Here is a 22,498-nt window from a genome sequence, read left to right on the forward strand (position 1 = left end):
CCGCGACACTATGTGCCCCCGGATCAGGCGAAAGTTAATGGCCCCCGGTTCGGCCTCGGAGTATATTCCGGGGCATGATTACAGAGCTCGGCCACTTCGCCCTTATCCTCGCCTTTTTCGTCGCCATCGTGCAAAGCGTGGTGCCTCTGATCGGCGCCTCAAAACACTGGACCGGCTGGATGGCATTTGCCGAACCTGCTGCCATCGTCCAGTTCCTGTTGACGGCATTTTCTTTTGGCGCCTTGATCTGGGCGTTCATCGTGTCGGACTTTTCGCTGCGGATCGTGGTCGAAAACAGCCATTCGGCAAAGCCGATGATCTACAAGATCAGCGGGACGTGGGGGAACCACGAAGGGTCGATGTTGTTGTGGGTGCTGATTGTCACTCTGTTTGGAGCCATGGCGGCGTTTTTTGGGGGAGGGTTGCCTCCGTCTCTGAAGGCGCGTGTATTGGCGGTTCAGTCCGCTATTGCAGTCGCGTTTTTCGCTTTCATTCTGTTTACGTCGAACCCGTTTGACCGGCTGGCGATCGCGCCGTTTGACGGGCGGGATCTGAACCCACTGCTGCAGGACCCCGGTTTGGCCTTCCATCCGCCGTTTCTGTATCTCGGTTACGTGGGTCTGAGCATGGCGTTCAGTTTTGCCATCGCCGCGTTGATCGAGGGTCGTATCGATGCAGCTTGGGGACGGTGGGTGCGCCCATGGACATTGGCGGCCTGGGTTTTCTTAACCATCGGCATCGCGCTGGGTTCCTGGTGGGCCTATTACGAGCTAGGCTGGGGCGGTTTCTGGTTCTGGGACCCGGTCGAGAACGCTTCGTTCATGCCTTGGCTTTTGGCGGCGGCGCTGCTGCATTCGGCAATCGTTGTCGAGAAGCGAGAGGCGCTGAAAAGCTGGACCATCCTGCTTGCGATCATTGCCTTCGGGTTTTCACTGATCGGGACATTCATCGTTCGTTCGGGGTTGCTAACGTCGGTTCACGCCTTTGCCAATGACCCGGAACGCGGGGTGTTCATCCTGTTCATTCTGGTGATTTTCATCGGCGGTGCGCTCACCTTGTTTGCAGCACGCGCGCAGGCGATGGAGGCCAAGGGGGTCTTTGGTATGGTCAGCCGTGAAAGCGCGCTGGTCGTAAATAATGTCCTGCTGGCGGTCAGCTGTTTCGTGGTCTTTGTCGGCACCATGTGGCCGATGGTGGCCGAGATGATGTTCGATCGGAAACTCTCGGTCGGAGCACCGTTTTTCAATTCAGCATTCTCTCCGTTCATGGTGCTGCTGGGATTGATTCTGCCAATCGGGTCAATGCTGCCGTGGAAACGTGGACGGATTGGTAAAACAGCGTGGTCTCTGCGCTATGCATTTGGTCTGGCGTTGGCGATTTCTCTGCTGGTTTGGGCGATGCAGACCGGACGCAGCGCGCTGGGGCCGGTGGGCCTGTTCCTTGGGGCATGGATTACGTTTGGCGCCATCGTTGACCTGTGGAGCCGTACAGGTCGCAAAGGCAGCCTGAAACGCCTGTTCCGCCTGCCGGGCGCGGATTGGGGTAAGGCCGTTGCTCATACCGGGCTCGGCGTTACCATTTTTGCCGTTGCTGGTCTGACCGCGTGGGAGGACGAAGATATCCGTGTTGCCCAACGCAACCAACCTTTCGAAGTCGGACAGTTCACTCTGACGTTGCAAGATGTCCGGCGTGTTGAGGGACCGAACTATTTCTCGACAATGGCGGATGTTCTGGTTGAAAAGAATGGGCGCCCAATCGGCATATTGCATCCGGAAAAACGGGATTACCCGGTTGCGCGGATGCCCACGACCGAAGCCGCGATTGACTATCGGTTCCTCGGAGACCTTTATGTCGTAATCGGCGATCAACAGGCGGATGGTGGCTGGGTCATGCGAACCTATATCAAGCCGCTGGCGAACTGGATCTGGGCCGGGTGTATCCTGATGTCACTGGGAGGAGTTCTGAGCCTGTGTGACAGGCGGTTCCGCGTGGCCGCAGGTGCCAGAAAATCCCCAGTTGGTGGAGTACCTGCGGAATGAAACGCCTAGTCCTTATTCTGATGATGCTGGCCACACCCGTGTTGGCGGTTCAGCCTGACGAAGTTCTGGAGGATCCGGTTTTGGAGCAACGAGCGCGTGATCTCAGTACCGGATTGCGCTGTCTCGTGTGCCGCAACGAAAGCATCGACGAGAGCAACGCAGATCTGGCGCGTGATCTGCGTCTGTTGTTGCGGGAACGTCTGGTTGCAGGTGATACCGACGAAGAAGCTATCGCGTTCATCGTTGATCGGTATGGCGAATACGTCCTTCTGAAACCCACCACCAGCGGATCGAACCTGATGCTCTGGCTTGCCGGACCGATCATGCTGTTGATCGCTGCTGCCGTTGGTTTGAACTTTCTCCGTACCCGAGCAAAGGCTCATGCTTCGGTTGAATCCAAGGCGTTGAGTGAGGACGAAAAAGAACGTCTACGACAAATTCTTGAAGACTGACGCGTGGTTCTGCTTTTCCCGTTCCGCCCGGGCCAGTAAGTGTGCGAAAACACGTGGCGCGACGGGAGGGTTTTCATGAATTACGAAACGGTTGCTCTGGATATTGCAGACGGTCTGGCGGTTCTGACGCTGAACAGGCCGGACAAGATGAACGCGCTGACCACTCAGATGCGGGCCGAGATCACCCATGCAATGAGGGACGCCGCAGCCAAGTCCCGCTGTGTCGTCATCACGGGGGCGGGGCCGGCGTTTTGTTCCGGTCAGGATCTGGGTGACGCATCGTCGACCGGAAAGATCGATCTGGAACGGTCTTTGCGCGATGAGTATGAGCCGATGCTCGAAGCAATTCACAGCTGCCCGGTGCCCACAATTGCAGCGGTGAACGGACCAGCTGCGGGGGCAGGGGCGAACCTCGCTCTGTGTGCCGACGTGGTGATTGCATCGGAAAGCGCCTATTTCCTGCAGGCCTTTGCCCGTATCGGTTTGATACCCGATGCCGGGGGGACATGGTTCATGCCGCGCCAGATGGGGCTGGCCAAAGCGATGGGCGCAGCCTTATTTTCAGACAAAATCACTGCACGGCAAGCAGATGAATGGGGTATGATCTGGGAAGCTGTGCCGGATGACGCCTTTGCCGGACATTGGCGCAAAAGGGCAGAATATCTGGCGAACGGTCCCACAGCCGCGTATGGCGCGATCAAGCAGGCCATTCGCGGAACCTATGAAAACACCCTGCAACAGCAGCTCGCGACCGAGGCGCACCTGCAAGGCGAATGTGGCCGATCAAGGGACTTTGCTGAAGGCGTGGTTGCCTTCATGGGAAAACGCCCTCCGAAATTCGAAGGGCGCTGATCAGTTTGGTATTAGGCGCGGCGGCGGCGGCGCGTGCGGCGTTCCGGTGCCGCATCGTCGCCCGTCCCGTCTGAGGTCGAGGAAAACGGTCCCAATGCGCTTGTGATCTGATCGAGAGTCGGGCGTTCGCCACGTGACGTGGTATCCAGCGCCTCACGCATCTTGCGCAGGTGATCGGGCATGGTTCCGCAGCACCCTCCAATGATCGTCGCACCGGCATCCCGCGCCATGGCGGCATACTGCCCCATCAATTCGGGTGTGCCGTCATAGTGGATGTGTCCATCCACATATTTCGGAATGCCTGCGTTGCCCTTCGAGATCAGTGGACGCTCGGTACCTTGCGCAGCAAAGCCCAGAACCGTGCGCAAAATGTCCGACGCTCCGGTACCGCAGTTGGCACCAAAGGCAATAGGAGGGTTCGGCAAAGTTTCGACCAATTGGGCCAGGTCGGCTGATGTCACACCCATCATCGTGCGACCAGCAGTGTCAAAGCTCATCGTGCCGCACCAGGGCATGTCGATCAGGGCAAAGGCTTCGGCGGCGGCACGGAATTCTTCGGGTGCGCTGATGGTCTCGACCCACAGCACATCCACACCACCTTCTTTCAGCGCTTCGGCCTGTTCGTGGAACATTTCCACTGCGTCGGCATGGGATAGGCTGCCGACCGGTTCCATGATTTCACCGGTCGGGCCGACCGATCCCGCGACAATGACAGGGCGCCCGGCCTTGTCAGCGACTTCACGTCCCAGCTCTGCTCCGATGCGGTTCAACTCGCCCACGCGGTTATGCGCGTCATGCAATTTCAGCCGTGCCGATGTGCCGCCGAATGTGTTGGTCAGAAACAGGTCGCTGCCTGCATCGACCGAACCCTGATACAAAGCCCTGATTTTGTCCGGGGCATCCACGTTCCAAAGCTCGGGCGCGTCACCAGACTGCAGGCCCATGTTGAACAGATTGGTCCCTGTCGCACCATCGGCCAGAAGTGCGTCATTGGTTTCCAGAAGCTTGCTCAGAACGTTTGTCATAGGGTTGTTCCAGGAAAAGGCGCAAAACGCCGTTAAAAAATAGACGCCCCGTGTCTCATGACCAGGGCGTCAAATCAAATTCATAAAACTCATGAAGATCATGAGTCAGGTGCCAGAGGCTCAGTCTGTCTCGCTCAGGACCTGCGCTTTGGCCTCCGGCAGAAGCTCGGCCATTTTAGCGCGTATTTCATCATTCGTAGACAAGCTGCCGAGGTCGCCGGAAACCTTGCGCACCACGTCTTCGTGACCGGCTTCTTCGAAATCGGAAACTACAACCGTCTTTGCATAGTCTTCCGCATCAGCGCCGGATTTACCCAGCTTTTCCGCAGCCCACAGGCCCAAAAGCTTGTTGCAGCGGGCCCGGGCCTTGAACTGCATCTCTTCATCATGGGCAAACTTGGCTTCAAAGGCGTTTTCGCGTTCGTCGAACGTGGTCATAGGGTGAGGACCTCTTGGGTTACATCTTCTTTCCTGATGATATGACTATACGACGTCCCATGCGCAAGGGATTTGCGCTGCGTCAAAGCCTCTCGGGTTCATGAACTTGCGGGAAATGGGTGCTTGGACTATGAGAACGCCAACGTGAGGGGACTCAATCCCTCTGTGCAGAGTGGAAAGGTCGCTTATGGCGCGTCGCAAGAAAATCTACGAAGGCAAGGCCAAGATTCTGTACGAAGGCCCTGAACCGGGCACTATCGTTCAGTATTTCAAGGATGACGCCACCGCTTTCAATGCGGAAAAGAAGGACGTGATCGACGGTAAGGGCGTGCTCAACAATCGCCTGTCCGAATTCTTCATGACCGGCTTGACCCAGATCGGTATCCCAAACCATTTTATCCGCCGCCTGAACATGCGAGAGCAACTTGTTCGCAATTGCGAAATCGTTCCGCTGGAAGTGATTGTGCGCAACTATGCCGCCGGATCGATGTCGAAACGGCTGGGCATCGCAGAGGGTACGCAACTGCCGCGCCCGATTGTCGAATACTGCTACAAGGATGACGCTCTGGGCGACCCGCTGGTGACCGAAGAGCATATCGCCGCCTTCGGTTGGGCCAGCCAGCAGGACATGGACGATATCCTCAGCCTTGCCCTGCGGGTGAACGACTTCATGAGCGGTGTGATGCTGGCAGTGGGCATTCGACTGGTGGACTTCAAAATCGAGATCGGGCGCGTGTTCGAAGGTGATTATCAGCGCCTGATCGTTGCTGACGAAATCAGCCCTGACAGCTGCCGCCTGTGGGATATCGAAACCGGCCAGAAACTGGACAAGGACGTGTTCCGCCGCGATTTGGGCAGTCTGACCGATGCCTATTCCGAAGTTGCGCGCCGGCTGGGTGTCCTTCCCAGCAACAATGTCACCAAACCGACGCTAATCAACTAAACGGTTCCAGGTTCGAGTTTCTAAAAAGCGCCGCTCATGTTGTAGCGGCGCTTTTTCGTTCTGGTTAAAATTGACAGCTTCGCGTTTCCTGAGCATGTTTGCCTCGTGCAGCCTTGAAGGGCGCGATCAGGGTGGTTTTCGAATGGCTGAACTGTTTGATCAGACGGTGTTTCTGAAGTTTCTGGCTGCCGTGCTGGCAATCTTCAATCCGCTTTACAACATCCCGATCTTTCTGAGCATGACCAAGAACTGCTCGGCCGCCGAACGTCGCCACGTTGCGATCGTCGTGATGATTTCAGTTACCGCCATCGCTTTGATTGCCGTCGTGATCGGAGAAGAAGTACTTGGGGTTTTTGGCATAGATGTACCGTCTTTTCGAATAGCCGGCGGTATCATCATTTTTGGCATCGGCATGTCGATGTTGAAAGCCGAAGACCGCCCTCAGGGTGATCGGGCGGCAATGGCCGATGGGCATGAGCGCAAACTGAATTTCGCAGTTGTACCGCTGGCCATTCCTCTGACCATCGGGCCGGGCACGATAGCCATAACAATAGTCTTCTCGCATCAATTGTCGGACGGGGTCGAAATCGTAACTTTAGGTTCGGCGATCCTGATTGCCTGCGCAATCGTGGGGCTGGGGTTGTTGTTTGCAGACCAGATCTCGCGCCTGTTGGGCGAGACAATGATCAATGTTCTGACCCGTATCATGGCAATCCTGCTTGTCGCCGTCGCGGTCGAGATGGTTCTGACCGGCACGTTCCACGCAATCGATGCGCATTATCCGGGATTGGTCAAAGCAGGCGGATAGTTGGAATACTTCGGCAAACTGCTTTGGAAACAGGGTTGTCGAAAGCCATTTGGCGCGCTATCCCCCGCGCAAAGAAATGGGCCCCGGATTGAGGCCCGCAGGTGGAGTTGTCAAAATGAAAGCACGGGTTCACGTGATGCTCAAGACCGGGGTGCTGGACCCGCAGGGCGAAGCAGTTCGGCACGCTTTGGGCGCAATGGGTTTTGATCAGGTCGAAGGTGTTCGTCAGGGCAAGGTGATCGATCTTGAACTGGCCGAGGGTGCGACCGAAGCGGATGTGACCGAGATGTGCGAAAAGTTGTTGGCGAACACGGTTATCGAACGCTACGAGATCGAACTGGTCTGACCGAATGCGGGCCGCGCGTCTGATCACCTATCGTCAGCCGCTTGAGGTGACGACGATTCCTGATCCCGAACCTGCCGAAGACGGTGTTGTGGTGCGGGTGCTGGCCTGTGGCGTGTGCCGGTCGGACTGGCACGCGTGGTCCGGTTCGGATCCGGACGTCGACTTACCCATGACGCCCGGCCATGAGTATTGTGGTGAGGTGGTCTCGGTCGGCGCACGTGTCACGCGATGGCGCATCGGGGATCGGGTGATGGCACCGTTCATTCTGGCTTGTGGCCATTGCCCGGACTGCGCGCAGGGCCATCAGACGATCTGCCCCGATCAGGTTGTACCGGGTTTCACCTGTGACGGAGCATTTGCGGAATATGTCGCGGTAGCACATGCCGATGCGAACCTGACGTCTTTGCCGGACAGCATCGCGCCTGAGATTGCAGCCGCATTGGGGTGCCGGGTGACGACCGCCTGGCAGGCTCTGGTTGGTCGCGCGCAGGTTCAGGGTGGTGAATGGATCGCTGTTTTCGGGGGCGGCGGAGTAGGAATATCCACGCTGCTTTTGGGCAAGGCGCTTGGCGCACGTGTCGTGGTTGTCGACATCGCTGATGACAAATTGAACTATGCCAAAGTGCTTGGTGCTGACGCGGTGGTCAATGCGGCAACCTGTGACGCTCCGCAGGCGGTAAGGGATATCACCGGTGGTGGTGCCCATGTTGCGATTGAGGCGCTTGGTGTAGAAGTAACGACCGTATCGGCGATGCGGTCCCTGCGCAAAATGGGGCGCATGGTGCAGATTGGGATGCCTGCAGGGGACCACACGCAAATGTCTCTACCGATGGATGTGCTCTATTCTGGTCAACTCTCTGTCTTTGGAACGCGTGGAATGCCAAGCTGGCGCTATCCGTCGCTGTTGTCGCTGATCGCGGGCGGGGGGATCGACCTGAGCCCATTGGTCACGCGTAAAATATCACTGAACCAGGTAAGCGCAGAGCTTGCCGCCTTTGACCACCCAACCCCTCCGGGCGTTGCCGTGGTTACTGATTTTGTCTCGTAGGAGGGCCCGCCATGCGCGCAGCCGTAATCGTATTCCCCGGATCCAACTGTGACCGAGACCTCGCGGTCGCCTTTGAGCAGGCCGGTTTTCAGGTCGATATGGTCTGGCACAAAGATGCAGCGCTGCCGGAAGGCATTGATATCGTGGGCGTTCCAGGTGGTTTTTCCTACGGTGACTATCTGCGCTGCGGTGCAATTGCCGCGCAGTCGCCGATCTGCAAGGCTGTGGTAAACCACACTGAACGCGGCGGTTACGCCGTTGGGATTTGCAACGGATTTCAGGTTCTCACAGAAACGGGCATTCTGCCGGGGGCGTTGCTGCGCAATGCAGGGCTGAAATACATCTGCAAAACTGTGGGCCTGAAAGTCGCAACCAGCGACAGCGTGTTTACCGGTGGCTACAACGCAGGCGACGTGATCGGTATTCCGATTGCGCACCATGATGGCAACTACTTCGCAGATGACGCGACGCTGGCGGCGTTGAAAGATCAGGACCGGATCGCATTCACCTATGCCGAGAACCCCAACGGCTCGGTCGGTGATATCGCGGGGATTCTTTCTGAAAACCGTCGTGTGCTGGGTATGATGCCGCACCCCGAGCGTGCTGCCGACCAAGGGCATGGCGGCACCGACGGGGTGGCGCTGTTCCGCGCATTATCAGGTGTGTTTGAAGCGGCGTGACTTGAGGTCATGCCCGCCCAAGCGTAACGTCTGGCCATGAACTCCGACGTGCGATCAGGCTGGTCAAAACTGCTGAAGCCGTTTCGCGGCGCCCCTCTGGGGTGGCGGTTGCGGCTGGCTGTTCTTGTTTTGATGGTTGCGACGATTGCAACGGTCTGGGTCACCAACCGGTTGCTGACAGACAGGTTTACTGAATCCACACGCAACCGAGCCGAACTACGCCTCGCGCTATACTCGGGCAACTTGCTGAGCGAATTGCGCCGAAATTCTATCGTGCCGCAATTGCTGGCACGGGACCCGACACTGATTTCGGCGCTGCAATCCAGCGACTATTCCCTGTCAACGCAGCGTTTGATCTCTTTTGTAGAAGAAATCGGTGCGGCGTCGCTGATGTTGCTGGATGGTGACGGGCGAACGGTTGCCGCGACAGATCGGAACAAACTCGGCGAGGCGCACAGGAATACGTCTTATTTCGTGGACGCGATCCGGTCAAATGCGACGATCTTTTCCGTCATTCCCAAGGAATCCGGCGGTTACAGCTTTGTCTATTCTCGGCGGCTTGAAAACAGCGCGGAGATCCTGGGCGTCATCGTCGTCGAAGTCGATCTGCAAAAGTTTGAACAAGCCTGGGCGGGTATTTCGGATGCGGTGATGGTGGCCGACAGCACCGGAACCATCATTTTGTCCACCGAGCCGCGCTGGCGGGGCCTGGATGAAGGCTCGGCCCTGCTGCGTCAACCGCCGCAAGGGGCAATCCAGCGGGCCATTCGCGCGACGACCGATTGGACGGCTTTGCCACCCGACGCCTACCTGCAAGGTGAGGCCGTGATGCGGCTACAAACACGTATTCCATTCCGCGGGTGGCAAATGACGTCGTTCACGACCTATGCGTCGATCCGCGAAAAAGTGAACAGCGTGCTGGCGCTGGAAATCATGGGTTTTGCGATTCTTCTGGCGCTGGCCTTCTACGCGCTGAGCCGACGGGCCACGTTACGCATGGCCTTGTTTCAGCGCGAGTCGGCAGAGCTTCGCGCATTGAACGCAAGGCTGCAGCGGGAAATCGCTGAACGCGAACGGGTTGAAAAGACGTTGGATTTGGCCGAGCAAACCCTTGCCCAAAGTTCGAAACTGGCGGCTCTGGGTGAGATGTCGGCAGCGGTCAGTCATGAGTTGAATCAACCGCTGGCTGCAATGAAAACCTATCTGGCCGGAGCCCGTTTGCTATTGCGTCGGAATCGCCCCGAAGAGGCGCTTGCCAGCTTTGGTCGCATCGATGGTCTGATCGAACGGATGGGGGCGATCACGCGGCAGCTCAAGTCATACGCCCGCAAGGGTGCAGATGCGTTTTCGCCCGTAAACCTTGGGGAAGCGCTGGCTTCGGCCTTGTCGATGATGGAACCACAGTTGCGCCAGCGCCATGTGAAGATCACTCAGATCCTGCCCGAAGAACCGGTTGTGGTGATGGGGGACCGGATGCGGATCGAACAGGTCATGGTCAACCTCTTGAGAAACGCGCTGGACGCCACCAAATCAGTTGCAGAGCCGGATGTGGAAATCATCCTGGCGGCGGGTGACATGGCGGTCCTGACCGTGCGCGACAACGGGCACGGTATCGAGGATATCGAGAACCTGTTTGAGCCGTTCTATACCACCAAACAGCCTGGAGATGGGGTTGGGCTGGGGCTTGCCATCTCGTCAGGGATCGTGAACGACCATGGGGGACGGCTGACTGCGCGCAACGGCCAATACGGCGGCGCGGTGTTTGAAATGCAGTTGCCAGCACTGGGAAGCGACGGCCTTGAGGCCGCGGAATAACGAGGAATGACTATGGCACAGGCCATGAAAATTGCCATTGTGGATGACGAACAGGACATGCGCCAATCGATCAGCCAATGGCTTGCTTTGTCCGGATATGACACCGAAACCTTTGCCAGCGCGGAGGATGCGCTAAAAGTTCTGGGTCCGGATTATCCGGGAATCGTAATCTCGGACATCAAGATGCCGGGTATGGATGGTATTCAGCTATTGAAAAAGCTGATGGGCGCCGACAGCACCTTGCCGGTAATCATGATCACAGGGCACGGCGATGTTCCGATGGCGGTTGAGGCAATGCGGGTCGGTGCGTTCGATTTTCTTGAAAAACCTTTCAATCCGGATCGCATGTCCGAACTGGCCAAACGCGCCAGCAATGCACGCCGTCTGACATTGGACAACCGGGCGCTGCGGCGCGAGTTGTCCGGTGGCACCCAGATCATGAACAAGCTGATCGGGGCCAGCCCAGTCATGGAGCGGTTGCGTGAGGATATTCTGGATCTCGGTCAGGCCGACGGGCATGTGTTGATCGACGGGGAGACCGGAACCGGGAAAACCCTTGTGGCACATGCGCTTCATGCTGTGGGCAGCCGTGCAGGCAAAAAATTTGTGTTGGTGTCCTGCGCTGCGTTGGAAGAAGACGCGCTGGCCAAACGTCTGTTTGGACCGATGATGCCCGAAGATGCGCAACTTCCCGCCATTGAAGAGGCGCGCGGCGGAACGCTGGTCCTGGAAGATGTAGAAGCGCTGAGCGACACGTTGCAGGCCAAGCTGCTGAGCGTGATGAACGAACAGGGCACTCCTGCGGAAACACGGATTGTTGCGATTTCAAACTTGCAGGAAGCAGGCAAGACTTCAGAAGACGTTCTGCGCCCGGACCTGTTCTATCGCCTCGCAGCTTTACGCATCACCATGCCGCCGTTGCGCCAGCGCGGTGAAGATATCCTGACCCTGTTTACCCGCCTCAGCGAGCAATTTGCCGAGGAATACGGCTGCGACGCGCCCCAGGTGAGCGCGCAGGAGGCTGCGCAGCTGTTGCAGGCTCCCTGGCCGGGCAACGTGCGGCAGTTGATCAATATTGCCGAGCGGGCGGTGCTGCAGTCGCGTCGCGGATCAGGCACTATCGCGTCGCTTTTGATGTCGGATCATGAAGAAATGCAGCCGGTAATGACGACCGAAGGCAAGCCGTTGAAGGAGTATGTCGAAGCGTTCGAACGAATGCTGATCGACAACACGATGCGCAGGCACAAGGGCTCAATTGCGTCAGTCATGGATGAGCTTTGCCTCCCGCGCAGAACGCTGAACGAAAAGATGGCCAAGTATGGTCTCCAGCGTTCGGATTATCTGTAGGCTTTGCGATTGGGGGCTCTGCCCCCATCGCCTCTGGTGACTCCCACTAGATATTTGAGGCCAGATGAAGCGGATCCTGCGCGCCGAAAAAGGCGGAATGCAGTTTGCCCATTGTCTTTTCCACAGGGTTGCTTTTATTGTGTCCGGACGGGCCGGGCGATTTTGACGCCCACAAGTCCCGCATCTTTGAGTTTCGCTGCTGATCCGTTGCTGAGGATCAAGACCTCGCGGTTCAGCAGACCGATTGTGCCCCGACAGGGGCAGTGGAGTACCTGAGCCCGGAAACCCTGGGCGAAAGGAATAAATGGGCGGGCAGCGATCAACGCGCCTGTCGGAGAAGAACCGCGATGACGCGCGCGCAACGATTGAGAGAACGGGCAGGGGGCCACAGCGCCAGACCCTGCCGTGCGCCGTCTGATATCGCCCGTACAAGACACCTCCCCAAATGCGCCTGTCCGCCTGGACAGGTCAGGACAACGCGTTTGGCGCGGTGCACCAAGGACACATGGCTAAGAAAATGCTTATCGATGCCACCCACGCGGAGGAAACCCGCGTCGTGGTGGTTGACGGAAACAAGGTCGAGGAGTTCGATTTTGAATCCGAAAACAAACGCCAGCTTGCTGGCAATATATATCTAGCAAAAGTAACACGGGTTGAGCCGTCATTGCAGGCGGCATTTGTGGATTATGGCGGGAACCGGCACGGATTCCTGGCGTTTTCCGAGATTCACCCTGATTATTACCAGATTCCCGTTGCCGACCGTGAGGCGTTGATGGAGGAAGAGCGCGCCTATGCCGAGGCAATGAAGGCGCGCGATGAGGCTGAAGAGGCCAAACCCAAGAAGCGCCGGTCCCGGTCTCGCTCGAAGGCTGCAGACGTGAAATCGGACGATCCGGTTGAAACGATGGAGGTTTCGACCGAACCATCCGGCATGGAAACCATCGATCTGGACGAAAGTGATGAATCCAATGTGGACGTACCCGAGGGTACCTCGCCAATGGAAGTCGTCGCTGAAACTCCGGTAGAGGAGCCGAACGACGACAATGCACTGGCTGTTGAGGCTGTAGAAGAAACACCCGAAACAGCACCGGAAGAAGTCGCATCGGACGTTACTGAAGGGGCAGTCGAGGCGTCGGAAGACAACGCAGAGGAAAAAACCGAAGAGGTTGCGGAAGCCGTCGAAGAAGCAGCAACGGAAGGGGTTGAAACCCAGTCTGAGTCGGAAGCGGAGGAGCCTGCTGAAGGGTCGGAGGACGGACAGGACTCTGATGAGGACGGCAACGACAATCAAAACGCTGACGCCGCGTCAAAAGACGCATCGATTGAATCTGTTGCCGATGAGGATGACAGCGACGACATCCGTCCCCCGCGCAAACCGCGCCCGCGCCGGTATAAGATTCAGGAAGTCATCAAAGTACGTCAGGTCCTGCTGGTACAGGTCGTAAAGGAAGAGCGCGGCAATAAGGGCGCTGCGCTGACAACCTATCTGTCGCTGGCAGGCCGGTACTGCGTTCTGATGCCCAATACCGCACGTGGCGGTGGCATCAGCCGCAAGATTACCAATGCGGCAGACCGGAAGAAACTGAAAGAGATCGCCTCGGACATTGATGTGCCGACCGGGGCAGGATTGATCATCAGGACCGCCGGAGCCAAGCGCACCAAGTCCGAAATCAAACGCGACTATGAATACCTGCAGCGTCTGTGGGAGCAGATCCGCGCGCTGACTCTGGAGTCCATCGCGCCGGCAAAGATCTATGAAGAGGGCGACCTGATCAAACGGTCGATCCGCGATCTTTACAATCGCGACATCGACGAGGTTCTGGTTGAAGGCGAAGGTGGGTACCGCATCGCCAAAGATTTCATGAAGATGATCATGCCGTCTCACGCCAAGAACGTGAAACGGTACGAAGATGCGCTGCCGCTGTTCGCACGCTATCAGGTGGAAAGCTATCTTGCCGGAATGTTCAATCCGACCGTTCAGCTGAAATCCGGTGGCTATATCGTGATCGGTGTGACCGAAGCGCTGGTAGCCATTGACGTGAACTCGGGCAGGGCAACCAAGGAAGGCTCGATCGAGGAAACCGCTCTGAAGACCAATCTGGAGGCCGCTGAGGAGGTGGCGCGCCAGTTGCGTTTGCGTGACCTGGCCGGTCTGATCGTCATTGATTTCATCGATATGGACGAGCGTAAGAACAACACCGCCGTTGAAAAGCGCCTGAAAGACAAGTTGAAGACCGACCGTGCCCGCATTCAGGTCGGACGCATCTCGGGCTTTGGCCTGTTGGAGATGAGCCGCCAGCGACTGCGCCCCGGCATGATCGAGGCAACGACACAGCCGTGCCCGGCCTGTCACGGCACCGGTCTAATCCGATCGGACGACAACATGGCCTTGTCGATCCTGCGTCAGATCGAAGAAGAAGGTACCCGCCGCCGTTCGCGCGAAGTCCTGGTGCGCTGCCCTGTCAGCATCGCCAACTTCCTGATGAACCAGAAGCGGGAACATATTGCGCAGATCGAGGCGCGGTATGGGCTTTCGGTGAGGATCGAAGGAGATATCCATCTGGTCAGCCCGGACTTCTCGATGGAAAAGTTCAAGACGGCCAGCCGGATCGTTCCCGAGGCCACGGCGCCCGTCGTGTCCGTTGATGCGTCGCTGATGGATCTGGTGGATTCGTCCGACGAGGAAGAGGTCGAAGAGGATATCGCTCAGACCGAAGAAGAGGCAAAGCCCAAGCGCAAACGCCGCCGTCGCCGCCGTAAGAAAGGCTCTGGCAATGGCGACGCGCAGGAGCCGAGCTCGGAAGAGGACGAAGCACCGGCACAAGAAGATGCAGAGAGTGACGCCCCTGTCGGGGAGGACGCTGCTGAATCAACTGATGCTGAAGCGTCGGAGGAAGACAAACCTGCCAAGCCCAAGCGCAAGCGCGCCCCGCGTCGTCGCAAGAAAGACGTGGTGGCAGAAGAGGTTGCGGAGTCGGCTGAAGCGACGTCCACGGAAGCCGAAGCTGTGGCGGCGGAAGCGCCTGCGGCTGAAGAAGCTGAGGGAAACACCGAGGTTGAAACCGCTGAGGTTGTAGCAGAGCAAGTTGAGGTGGCGGCTGAAACTGTCGAGACAGCGCCGGAAACGGCTGATGCCGAGCGATCTGCAATAGGTGCGGATGATGCGGAATTTGTTGAAGAAACCAACGTGGCGGAAGAGCCGTCAGTAGAAGTCGCAGAAGAACCCGAGACGCAAGACGCGGCGGAATCTGTTGCGGACGCACCAGCAGAAGAAACACCCGAACCGGTGCTGGAAACCGTAGCGGAAGAGCCTGAACCTTCGCCTGCCAAACCCAAGAGGCGCGGGTGGTGGTCGCTGGGTAACTAAACAAAAAAGGCGGGCTGATTGGCCCGCTTTTTTCTTTGATCTCATGATAGGTCAGCTGGATTTTTGGATCAGATAGATCTGATGAGCGCCATCAGTTTCCTGCGAAAGCAGAATGTGTCCAGCCTCGGCACAGAAATGTGGAACATCCACGATGGCAGCGGGATCATCGGCCAGCACCTGAAGTACCGCACCCTCTGGCATGGATTTTAGTCGTTTGCGGGCTTTCAGGACGGGTAATGGGCACAACAGGCCCAAAGCGTCCAGCGTATCTGTAATCTCTGACATGATTTTCGGGATAGGGCGAAGATGAAATATTGTCCAGATTTCACCCACGAGGATGTGACTGTTTGGCCCCGTGACGGATCGCCCTTCTTCACATATGTGCTGAAACATGTTCGGAATTGAAATCATCGACGCGGGACTTCTGCCCGCCATGTTCGTCGCCCTGCTGGGTGGATTGATCAGCTTTCTGTCGCCTTGCGTGCTGCCCATTGTGCCGCCTTATCTGGCCTATATGAGTGGCGTCACCATTCATGAGATGCAGGACGAGGCCCGCGCGCGACGCAAGGCCACCATGTCGGCCCTGTTCTTTGTCATGGGCCTGTCGACCGTCTTTCTGCTGCTTGGCTTTACCGCGTCGGCTTTTGGCGCGTTTGTGCTGCAAAATCAGGTGCTATTCGCCAAGCTGTCTGGCGCGGTGGTTATTGTCTTTGGTCTGCACTTTCTGAATGTCTTCCGCATTCCTTTTCTGGATCGTGAAGCGCGAATCGAAACCGGTGATTCTGGCGGTTCGGTCTTTGGTGCCTATATCCTTGGCCTTGCGTTTGCTTTCGGCTGGACCCCCTGCATTGGACCGCAACTGGGCGCGATCCTGTCGCTGGCGGCGAACGAAGCATCGGTCGCACGTGGCACGCTTTTGCTGGGTGTTTATGCCGCGGGTTTGGGTATCCCGTTCTTGTTGGCGGCCATGTTCCTGAACCGCTCCATGACCGTGATGAACCGGATCAAGCCGTATATGGGCACGATCGAGAAGGTTATGGGCGGCCTGCTGTTGTTTGTGGGGATCATGCTGATCACGGGCCTGTTTACACGGTTCAGTTGGTGGTTGTTGGAAACTTTCCCCGCGCTGGCAAATTTCGGTTGAGCACCTGACCCCTTACCTTGACCTCAAGCCTGCGTTAACCTTCGCGGCAGAAGGTAAAGGCATGAGCAGTCACAAAAATCAGCCGCAGGTGCGAAAACGCCGGGTGTTCTATATACCTGGCTACGACCCGATACCGCCTCGGCGGTATCGTGAGCTGTATCGCACTGAGTCGCAGGAACAGGCCCGGGTCTCGGGATATGAGATCGCAATGTCCCCAAAGCCCGGGGATGGTGGTTTCGGGTGGAGTGTGACCTCGACGCAAGATGGCCTGACCGTCGAAACCGAATTCGAGGTTCTGGTGTGGTCCGATATCGTGCGCGACAGCATGTCGGCTTCGATCCCAGCGACCTATGTGCAATTGGCGCGAACAGCGTGGATTTATACTTCAACCGGTACGTTGTGGCGTCTGATGCGGTTACGTAAGGGACCGGTGATCGCGGCGTTGTATCCGGTAGGTATGTTGGTGTCCCAGTTGCTGTTGGCGATTGCGGCAGCCTGGGCGTGCATAGCTGTGGCGGGTTGGTGGGGGCTGTTCCCCGGAGTGGCTGCAGCCGTCGCGCTGTTATTGTGGTTTCGCAAGGTCGATAACCGGCTATTTGCGTATTACCTGATGCACGATTACGCCTATTCGGCACAGTTGAAGGGGAAAACACCGGCCAAACTGCGGGACAGGTTGGTCTCGTTTCGTGACGCGATCGAAGCTGCGCTGATGTCCGATGTGGATGAGGTGCTGGTCGTAGGCCACAGTTCGGGCGCGCATCTAGGGGTGTCTGTTCTGGCCGAGCTGATCCGAAAAACGAACGTGCTGGAGCGACGCGCAGTATTGTCCTTCCTCAGCTTGGGACAGGTCGTTCCTATGGTCTCCTTTCTCCCTCAGGCGCATGAGTTGCGGTCCGATCTGCAATTCCTGTCCACGCGATCTGAACTGACATGGGTCGATATTTCGGCCCCCGGGGATGGCTGTGCCTTTGCGCTTTGTGATCCGGTTGCGGTCACTGGAGTGGCCGGCGCCGACAAACGTTGGCCGCTGGTCCTGTCGGCGGCTTTTACGCAGACATTGTCGCCAAAGCGTTGGAAGGCTTTGCGGTGGCGGTTTTTTCGACTTCATTTCCAGTACCTTTGCGCGTTCGATAAGCCAGAAAGCTATGACTATTTCCGTATAACGGCTGGCCCTTTGACACTGAAACACCGCTTCAGGGATCGTGCGGCCTCAGGCAGCCGCATTGAGGCGCCTGTGTCTAAGTTTACGTCGGTACGCCCATGATCCCACCCAAGCCAGAACCGCGTCCTGATAAGGTTTCACTGCTGCGCTATCTGAAACTGTTCCGGCAGGACCTTCTGTCGGCGCAGCCAGCCCGGCTTTATCGCGCGTGGATGGCAGAACTCAAAACCCCGTTCTTCCGGTCGTTCATGATCAATCAACCGGACCTGGTTCAAACAGTCCTCAAGAAACGTCCCGACGATTTCCCCAAATCCGGAAGGATCAGCGAAGGCTTGCGCCCGCTTCTTGGCAATTCGGTATTTCTGACCAATGGTGAGACATGGAAACGTCAGCGGCGGATCATCGATCCGGCGTTCGAAGGCGGACGGCTGAAAGACACATTTCCTGCCATGTTGGCCGCGGCCGAGGCGTGTGTGGAACGGTTACAGTCTCATGTCGGTGAGCAAGTCGAATGGGAAGAACAGACAAGCCACGTGGCGGCTGACGTTATATTTCGCACCTTGTTTTCCGTACCTATCGATCACGTTATTGCCAGCCAGGTGTTTGATAAGTTCCGAGCTTATCAACGCGAGCAGCCTTTGCTGAATCTCGCAGCCTTTGTTCCACTGCCAAAGTGGCTGCCTCGGTTCCATTCCAGGGCGACCAAACAAAACGCACGCGATATCAGAGGGTTGATTGCAGAGCTGACCAAAGCGCGCGCAGCCGCCATCAAAGACGGAACGGCACCTGATGATCTAGCGACCAAGATCATGACCACGGAAGATCCAGAAACCGGAAAGTTTTTCGACCCCGGGGAAATGGTCGATCAGGTCGCGATCTTTTTTCTTGCGGGACATGAAACCAGTGCGTCCGCCCTAGCCTGGACGCTGTATTTGATGGCGCTCTACCCGGAATGGCAACAGAAGGTTGCAGATGAAGCCGCTGTTCTGAATGACCCTTCATTTGCCTGTGTTTCAAAACTCCGGATCAGCCGGGATGTGTTTCGGGAAGCGCTGCGCCTTTATCCTCCCGTGCCCATGATGGTTCGCGAGGCCGCGTGCCCTGAACGGTTCCGAAACAGGGATGTGCCTGTTGGTGCGCAAGTCGTGGTCAGCCCGTGGCATTTGCACCGGCAGGAACGGTTGTGGGACAACCCGGACGGTTTTGACCCAACGCGTTGGGGCACGGAAAACGGCAAGCGCTGTCAACGCGAGGCTTATATCCCGTTCTCTGCTGGTCCACGTGTTTGTACGGGGGCTGGATTTGCAATGGTCGAAGGGCCGCTGATCCTGTCAATGCTTCTGCGTCATTACCGGTTTGAAACAATCCCGGGGAAAACACCTGTTCCGGTCGCACATCTGACGGTTCGATCCAAAGATGGGATATGGTTACGCCTGTTTGAGCGCTAACAACCTACCATCGCTTCACGCCCTGTTGTATGCGGGGGAAGACATCGGAATCATCATTGAACGGGAAAACATTATGGCCAAAGCAGAACAGCGCGCGCAGATGATCAACGGCGCAGGCTTTATCGCAGCACTGGATCAAAGCGGCGGTTCGACCCCGAAAGCACTGGCGCTGTATGGCGTTGAGGCATCGGATTACACCTCTGACGCAGAGATGTTCGGTGAAATCCAGAAAATGCGCGCGCGCATTATTCTGGCGAATGATTTCACCAAGGAGAAAGTGATCGGCGCGATCCTGTTTGAACGTACCCTTGGCGAAGAAATCAATGGCCAGAAGGTTGCTGATTATCTGTGGTCAGTCAAAGGTATCGTGCCTTTCCTGAAGATCGACAAAGGCCTCGAAGAGCAGGCCAACGGCGTCCAGATGATGAAACCGATCCCGGGTCTGGCCGAGACACTGGCTAAGGCCAATGGTGTATTCGGCACAAAGGAACGCTCGGTTATTCATGAAGCCAATGCGGATGGCATCGCGGCCGTGGTTGCCCAACAATTCGACGTTGCCCGCGAGGTCACCGATGCCGGGATGGTTCCGATTGTTGAACCCGAAGTGAACATCAATTCGGAAACCAAAGCTGAGGCGGAAAATATCCTGAAAGCCGAAATCCTGAAGAACCTCGATCAACTGGCCGAGGGGCAGGACGTGATGCTGAAGTTGACGATCCCGACGAAGGCAAACCTGTATGATGCACTGGCTGACCACCCGCGGGTACTGCGTGTTGTGGCTTTGTCGGGCGGTTATTCGACCGAACAAGCCTGTGATCTGCTGGGTCAGAACGGCAAGATGATCGCGTCTTTCTCGCGCGCATTGACCGAAGGTCTGTCGAAGCAGCAGTCAGATGCCGAGTTCAATGCTGCCCTGGGCGGCAACATCGACAAGATTTTCAAAGCTTCGGTCTGATCCTTCAGACAGGTTTGACGAAAGAGCGGCGCAACTGCGCCGCTTTTTTTCTGCCAATACAGTCCTCGGCATGGTCATTGACCAGCCCCATGGCCTGCATGAACGCAAACACGGTTGTGGGACCTACAAACTTCCACCCCCGTTTCTTGAGATCCTTTGACATGGCCACAGACTCGGGTGATGTGGACGCCGTTTGCGGAGGCGGCGGTGTTTCAGCCTCGTATCGCCAGACATAAGCAGCCAGAGACCCTTCCGCCGCCACCAGTTCCTGTGCGCAACGCGCGTTGTTGATCACCGCTTCGATCTTGCCGCGATGACGGATGATCCCGGCATCCTGCAACAGGCACTCAACATCTACTTCAGAAAACTTAGCCATCTTGTTGAAATCAAATCCGCAAAATGCTTTTCTGAAGTTCTCGCGTTTGTTGAGAATTGTTCGCCAACTGAGGCCTGACTGAAAGCTCTCAAGGCACAGTTTTTCAAACAACCGTTGATTATCTGCAACCGGGTAACCCCATTCATTGTCGTGGTAATCAATGAATTCCGGCGCGGTCTGGCACCATGCACATCTTTGCTGGCCATCGGGTCCGGTAATGGTGTTGCTCATGAATTGTACCCCTTTTGTTCCAATGCAGGTTACACTTCGGGTTCGGGGGCTGACAAGTTTTAAACGCGGCCCTGATACCAGTTCAGCACAAAAACGCGTATGGCCGAGGCAAGGCCGGTTTCCGGGTCACGGTTCACATCAATTTCAGCAGCCAAGACATTGATTGGTTTGTCTTGTTCATTTGCAATGTCGCGAAAGGCCCGCCAGAACTCATCCTCAAGTGATACGGAAGTTCGATGGCCTTTGAGGGTCAGAGAGCGTTTGACAGGACGACCGCTCATTCATCCAGCTCATGATTGTCCAGATCCCGTTTATGCTTTTCCTGTTGAAGCTTCACACTTTCTTTTTCAGGTTTGCTTCGTCCAAATGCGATAGCATTCTGGTCGGCGCGGGCCTTTTTTTGGGCCCGCGCTTTTTCTTTTCGATACCGGTTCAGATTGACCGGCTTTCCCATCAGTCTTTCGGGCCGATCATCTGTTCGGGACGAACGACGGCATCAAATGTTGCTTCATCCACAAAGCCCAGCGCGATGGCTTCTTCCTTGAGGGTGGTGCCGTTCTTGTGAGCGGTTTTCGCGACGGTGGTCGCGTTGTCATAACCGATGGTCGGGGCCAGTGCGGTGACCAGCATCAGCGATTCCTTCATCAGCTTCTCGATGCGCGGCTCATTGGCCTTGATGCCCAGCAGCATCCGCTCGGTAAAGCTGTCAGCGGCATCACCCAGCAACTGGATCGATTGCAGAAGGTTGTAGGACATCATCGGGTTGTAGACGTTCAACTCGAAATGACCCTGAGACCCGGCAAAGGTCATTGCCGCATTGTTGCCCATCACATGCGCGGCGACCTGTGTCAGAGCCTCGGCCTGCGTTGGGTTCACCTTGCCGGGCATGATTGACGAGCCGGGCTCATTCTCGGGCAGGATCAACTCACCCAGACCCGAGCGGGGGCCAGAGCCCAAAAGGCGGATGTCGTTGGCGATCTTGTAACAGCTGCCAGCTATCGTTGCCAAAGCGCCGGACAGGAAAACCATGGCATCATGGGCGGCCAGTGCTTCGAATTTGTTCGGGGCCGTCACGAAGGGCAGGTCGGTGATTTGTGCCATATGACCCGCGACAGCTTCATCCCAACCGTGCTGGGTGTTCAGCCCGGTGCCAACGGCAGTACCGCCCTGGGCCAGTTCATAAATCCCCGGCATCGCAGCGTGCACGCGCGCAACCCCCTGGCGAATCTGGTGGGCATAGCCGCTGAATTCCTGACCCAATGTCAAAGGCGTCGCGTCCTGTGTGTGCGTTCGGCCGATCTTGATGATGTCCTTGAATTCTTCGGCCTTCTGTTCCAGTCCCGAAGCAAGTTTCTCAAGTCCGGGCAGCAACACGTCACGGACACTCATCGCGGTGGCGATATGCATGGCGGTTGGGAATGTGTCGTTCGACGACTGACCCATGTTGCAGTGATCGTTGGGGTGCACCGGGTCTTTCGAGCCGATTACACCACCCAATATCTCGATGGCGCGGTTGGCGATGACCTCGTTCGAGTTCATGTTCGACTGGGTGCCCGAACCCGTCTGCCAGACGACCAGCGGGAAGTTGTCGTCGAGTTTGCCCTCGATCACTTCACCTGCGGCCTGAATGACTGCGTCCGCGATTTTGGCGTCCAGCTTGCCGGTCGCCTTGTTCTCAATCGCGCAGGCTTTCTTGATCACGCCGAGCGCGCGCACGATAGCGACGGGCTGCTTCTCCCAACCGATGGGGAAGTTCATGATCGAGCGCTGCGTTTGCGCCCCCCAATACTTGTCGGCAGGAACCTCGAGCGGGCCAAAGCTGTCGGATTCTGTGCGGGTTTGAGACATCGGTCACTCCGTCTGGTATGCAGTTGTATGCCGTTTAGCCACAGCAACGCCGTGACGCAATCGGCCAGTTGCGCGCACCTTAAACTTAAGGGCGTCAAAGGTATAGGCGCAGGGTGTGTCACTTTAATCGTAATCGGGGGGAATGTGCATTGTGTGCGGATACCTCTGGGCTAC

The 22,498-nt window shown here is 57.0% G+C and carries 22 protein-coding genes; 15 read left to right on the plus strand and 7 right to left on the minus strand.

Features of this window, described 5'->3' with window-relative positions:
- Positions 1 to 74 precede the first annotated feature (74 nt).
- From ACR0K5_RS06055 to ACR0K5_RS06065, 3 genes are all read left to right on the plus strand, one after another.
- Positions 75 to 2,039: a heme lyase CcmF/NrfE family subunit gene (locus ACR0K5_RS06055; protein WP_480628819.1), complete on the plus strand. Its 1,965-nt coding sequence runs from the start codon at positions 75 to 77 to the stop codon at positions 2,037 to 2,039.
- Positions 2,036 to 2,491: a cytochrome c-type biogenesis protein gene (locus ACR0K5_RS06060; RefSeq protein WP_480628820.1), complete on the plus strand. Its 456-nt coding sequence runs from the start codon at positions 2,036 to 2,038 to the stop codon at positions 2,489 to 2,491. Before ACR0K5_RS06055 ends, ACR0K5_RS06060 begins: the two co-directional genes overlap by 4 nt.
- A 75-nt stretch (positions 2,492 to 2,566) precedes the next feature.
- A complete protein-coding gene (locus ACR0K5_RS06065; protein WP_480628821.1) occupies positions 2,567 to 3,343 on the plus strand; it encodes an enoyl-CoA hydratase-related protein in 777 nt (258 codons plus the stop codon).
- Positions 3,344 to 3,354: 11 nt separating this feature from the next.
- On the opposite strand, the gene bmt is transcribed toward ACR0K5_RS06065, so the two are convergent.
- Both bmt and ACR0K5_RS06075 read right to left on the minus strand, forming a co-directional pair.
- Positions 3,355 to 4,368 (minus strand): betaine--homocysteine S-methyltransferase, encoded by a 1,014-nt coding sequence (gene bmt / locus ACR0K5_RS06070; RefSeq protein ID WP_480628822.1) that lies wholly within the window; start codon positions 4,366 to 4,368, stop codon positions 3,355 to 3,357.
- A gap of 120 nt (positions 4,369 to 4,488) precedes the next feature.
- Entirely contained in the window at positions 4,489 to 4,806 is a 318-nt protein-coding gene (locus ACR0K5_RS06075) for a DUF1476 domain-containing protein (RefSeq protein WP_480628823.1), read from the minus strand.
- 187 nt (positions 4,807 to 4,993) lie between these two features.
- Here ACR0K5_RS06075 and purC point away from each other — a divergent pair, with 187 nt between their 5' ends.
- The 8 genes from purC (at position 4,994) to ACR0K5_RS06115 (ending at position 15,160) form a co-directional block, all read left to right on the plus strand.
- Complete coding sequence (gene purC, locus ACR0K5_RS06080; RefSeq protein ID WP_480628824.1) at positions 4,994 to 5,749, plus strand: phosphoribosylaminoimidazolesuccinocarboxamide synthase; 756 nt, start codon at positions 4,994 to 4,996, stop codon at positions 5,747 to 5,749.
- A 142-nt stretch (positions 5,750 to 5,891) separates the two neighbouring features.
- Positions 5,892 to 6,557: a MarC family protein gene (locus tag ACR0K5_RS06085; protein ID WP_480628825.1), complete on the plus strand. Its 666-nt coding sequence runs from the start codon at positions 5,892 to 5,894 to the stop codon at positions 6,555 to 6,557.
- A gap of 115 nt (positions 6,558 to 6,672) precedes the next feature.
- Entirely contained in the window at positions 6,673 to 6,903 is a 231-nt protein-coding gene (purS, locus tag ACR0K5_RS06090; RefSeq protein ID WP_480628826.1) for a phosphoribosylformylglycinamidine synthase subunit PurS, read from the plus strand.
- A gap of 4 nt (positions 6,904 to 6,907) precedes the next feature.
- Positions 6,908 to 7,951: a zinc-dependent alcohol dehydrogenase family protein gene (locus ACR0K5_RS06095; RefSeq protein WP_480628827.1), complete on the plus strand. Its 1,044-nt coding sequence runs from the start codon at positions 6,908 to 6,910 to the stop codon at positions 7,949 to 7,951.
- Positions 7,952 to 7,962: 11 nt separating this feature from the next.
- Positions 7,963 to 8,631: a phosphoribosylformylglycinamidine synthase subunit PurQ gene (gene purQ, locus ACR0K5_RS06100; RefSeq protein WP_480628828.1), complete on the plus strand. Its 669-nt coding sequence runs from the start codon at positions 7,963 to 7,965 to the stop codon at positions 8,629 to 8,631.
- Positions 8,632 to 8,763: 132 nt separating this feature from the next.
- Positions 8,764 to 10,446, plus strand: coding sequence for a sensor histidine kinase (locus ACR0K5_RS06105; RefSeq protein WP_480629354.1), 1,683 nt, complete (start codon positions 8,764 to 8,766; stop codon positions 10,444 to 10,446).
- Between the two features lie 12 nt (positions 10,447 to 10,458).
- A complete protein-coding gene (locus ACR0K5_RS06110) occupies positions 10,459 to 11,793 on the plus strand; it encodes a sigma-54-dependent transcriptional regulator (RefSeq protein WP_050603452.1) in 1,335 nt (444 codons plus the stop codon).
- Positions 11,794 to 12,298: 505 nt separating this feature from the next.
- Entirely contained in the window at positions 12,299 to 15,160 is a 2,862-nt protein-coding gene (locus ACR0K5_RS06115) for a ribonuclease E/G (protein WP_480628829.1), read from the plus strand.
- A gap of 51 nt (positions 15,161 to 15,211) precedes the next feature.
- On the opposite strand, the gene ACR0K5_RS06120 is transcribed toward ACR0K5_RS06115, so the two are convergent.
- Complete coding sequence (locus ACR0K5_RS06120) at positions 15,212 to 15,445, minus strand: sulfurtransferase TusA family protein (RefSeq protein ID WP_480628830.1); 234 nt, start codon at positions 15,443 to 15,445, stop codon at positions 15,212 to 15,214.
- Between the two features lie 106 nt (positions 15,446 to 15,551).
- Here ACR0K5_RS06120 and ACR0K5_RS06125 point away from each other — a divergent pair, with 106 nt between their 5' ends.
- The 4 genes from ACR0K5_RS06125 (at position 15,552) to ACR0K5_RS06140 (ending at position 19,869) form a co-directional block, all read left to right on the plus strand.
- A complete protein-coding gene (locus ACR0K5_RS06125; protein ID WP_117869038.1) occupies positions 15,552 to 16,304 on the plus strand; it encodes a cytochrome c biogenesis CcdA family protein in 753 nt (250 codons plus the stop codon).
- A gap of 61 nt (positions 16,305 to 16,365) precedes the next feature.
- On the plus strand, positions 16,366 to 17,568 hold the full coding sequence (locus ACR0K5_RS06130) for a hypothetical protein (RefSeq protein ID WP_480628831.1): 1,203 nt from the start codon (positions 16,366 to 16,368) through the stop codon (positions 17,566 to 17,568).
- Positions 17,565 to 18,914 carry a cytochrome P450 gene (locus ACR0K5_RS06135; RefSeq protein ID WP_480628832.1) on the plus strand — a complete coding sequence of 450 codons (1,350 nt, stop codon included), beginning with the start codon at positions 17,565 to 17,567 and terminating at the stop codon, positions 18,912 to 18,914. Before ACR0K5_RS06130 ends, ACR0K5_RS06135 begins: the two co-directional genes overlap by 4 nt.
- Positions 18,915 to 18,987: 73 nt before the next feature.
- Positions 18,988 to 19,869: a fructose bisphosphate aldolase gene (locus tag ACR0K5_RS06140; protein WP_480628833.1), complete on the plus strand. Its 882-nt coding sequence runs from the start codon at positions 18,988 to 18,990 to the stop codon at positions 19,867 to 19,869.
- Positions 19,870 to 19,873: 4 nt separating this feature from the next.
- Here ACR0K5_RS06140 and ACR0K5_RS06145 read toward each other — a convergent pair whose 3' ends face one another.
- Genes ACR0K5_RS06145 through fumC form a run of 4 tightly spaced genes read right to left on the minus strand, consistent with a single transcriptional unit; the run spans position 19,874 to position 22,324 of the window.
- Positions 19,874 to 20,476, minus strand: coding sequence for a DNA-3-methyladenine glycosylase I (locus ACR0K5_RS06145; RefSeq protein ID WP_480628834.1), 603 nt, complete (start codon positions 20,474 to 20,476; stop codon positions 19,874 to 19,876).
- A 59-nt stretch (positions 20,477 to 20,535) separates the two neighbouring features.
- Positions 20,536 to 20,757: a ribbon-helix-helix domain-containing protein gene (locus ACR0K5_RS06150; RefSeq protein ID WP_480628835.1), complete on the minus strand. Its 222-nt coding sequence runs from the start codon at positions 20,755 to 20,757 to the stop codon at positions 20,536 to 20,538.
- Positions 20,754 to 20,930 (minus strand): DUF4169 family protein, encoded by a 177-nt coding sequence (locus ACR0K5_RS06155; RefSeq protein WP_480628836.1) that lies wholly within the window; start codon positions 20,928 to 20,930, stop codon positions 20,754 to 20,756. Before ACR0K5_RS06155 ends, ACR0K5_RS06150 begins: the two co-directional genes overlap by 4 nt.
- The gene (gene fumC, locus ACR0K5_RS06160; RefSeq protein WP_480628837.1) at positions 20,930 to 22,324 is read right to left on the minus strand and encodes a class II fumarate hydratase; all 1,395 of its coding nucleotides are present in this window, start codon (positions 22,322 to 22,324) and stop codon (positions 20,930 to 20,932) included. The genes ACR0K5_RS06155 and fumC overlap by 1 nt, the downstream gene beginning before the upstream one ends.
- Between the last annotated feature and the right edge of the window lie 174 nt (positions 22,325 to 22,498).

It is taken from the genome of Ruegeria sp. AB9 (assembly GCF_056542585.1).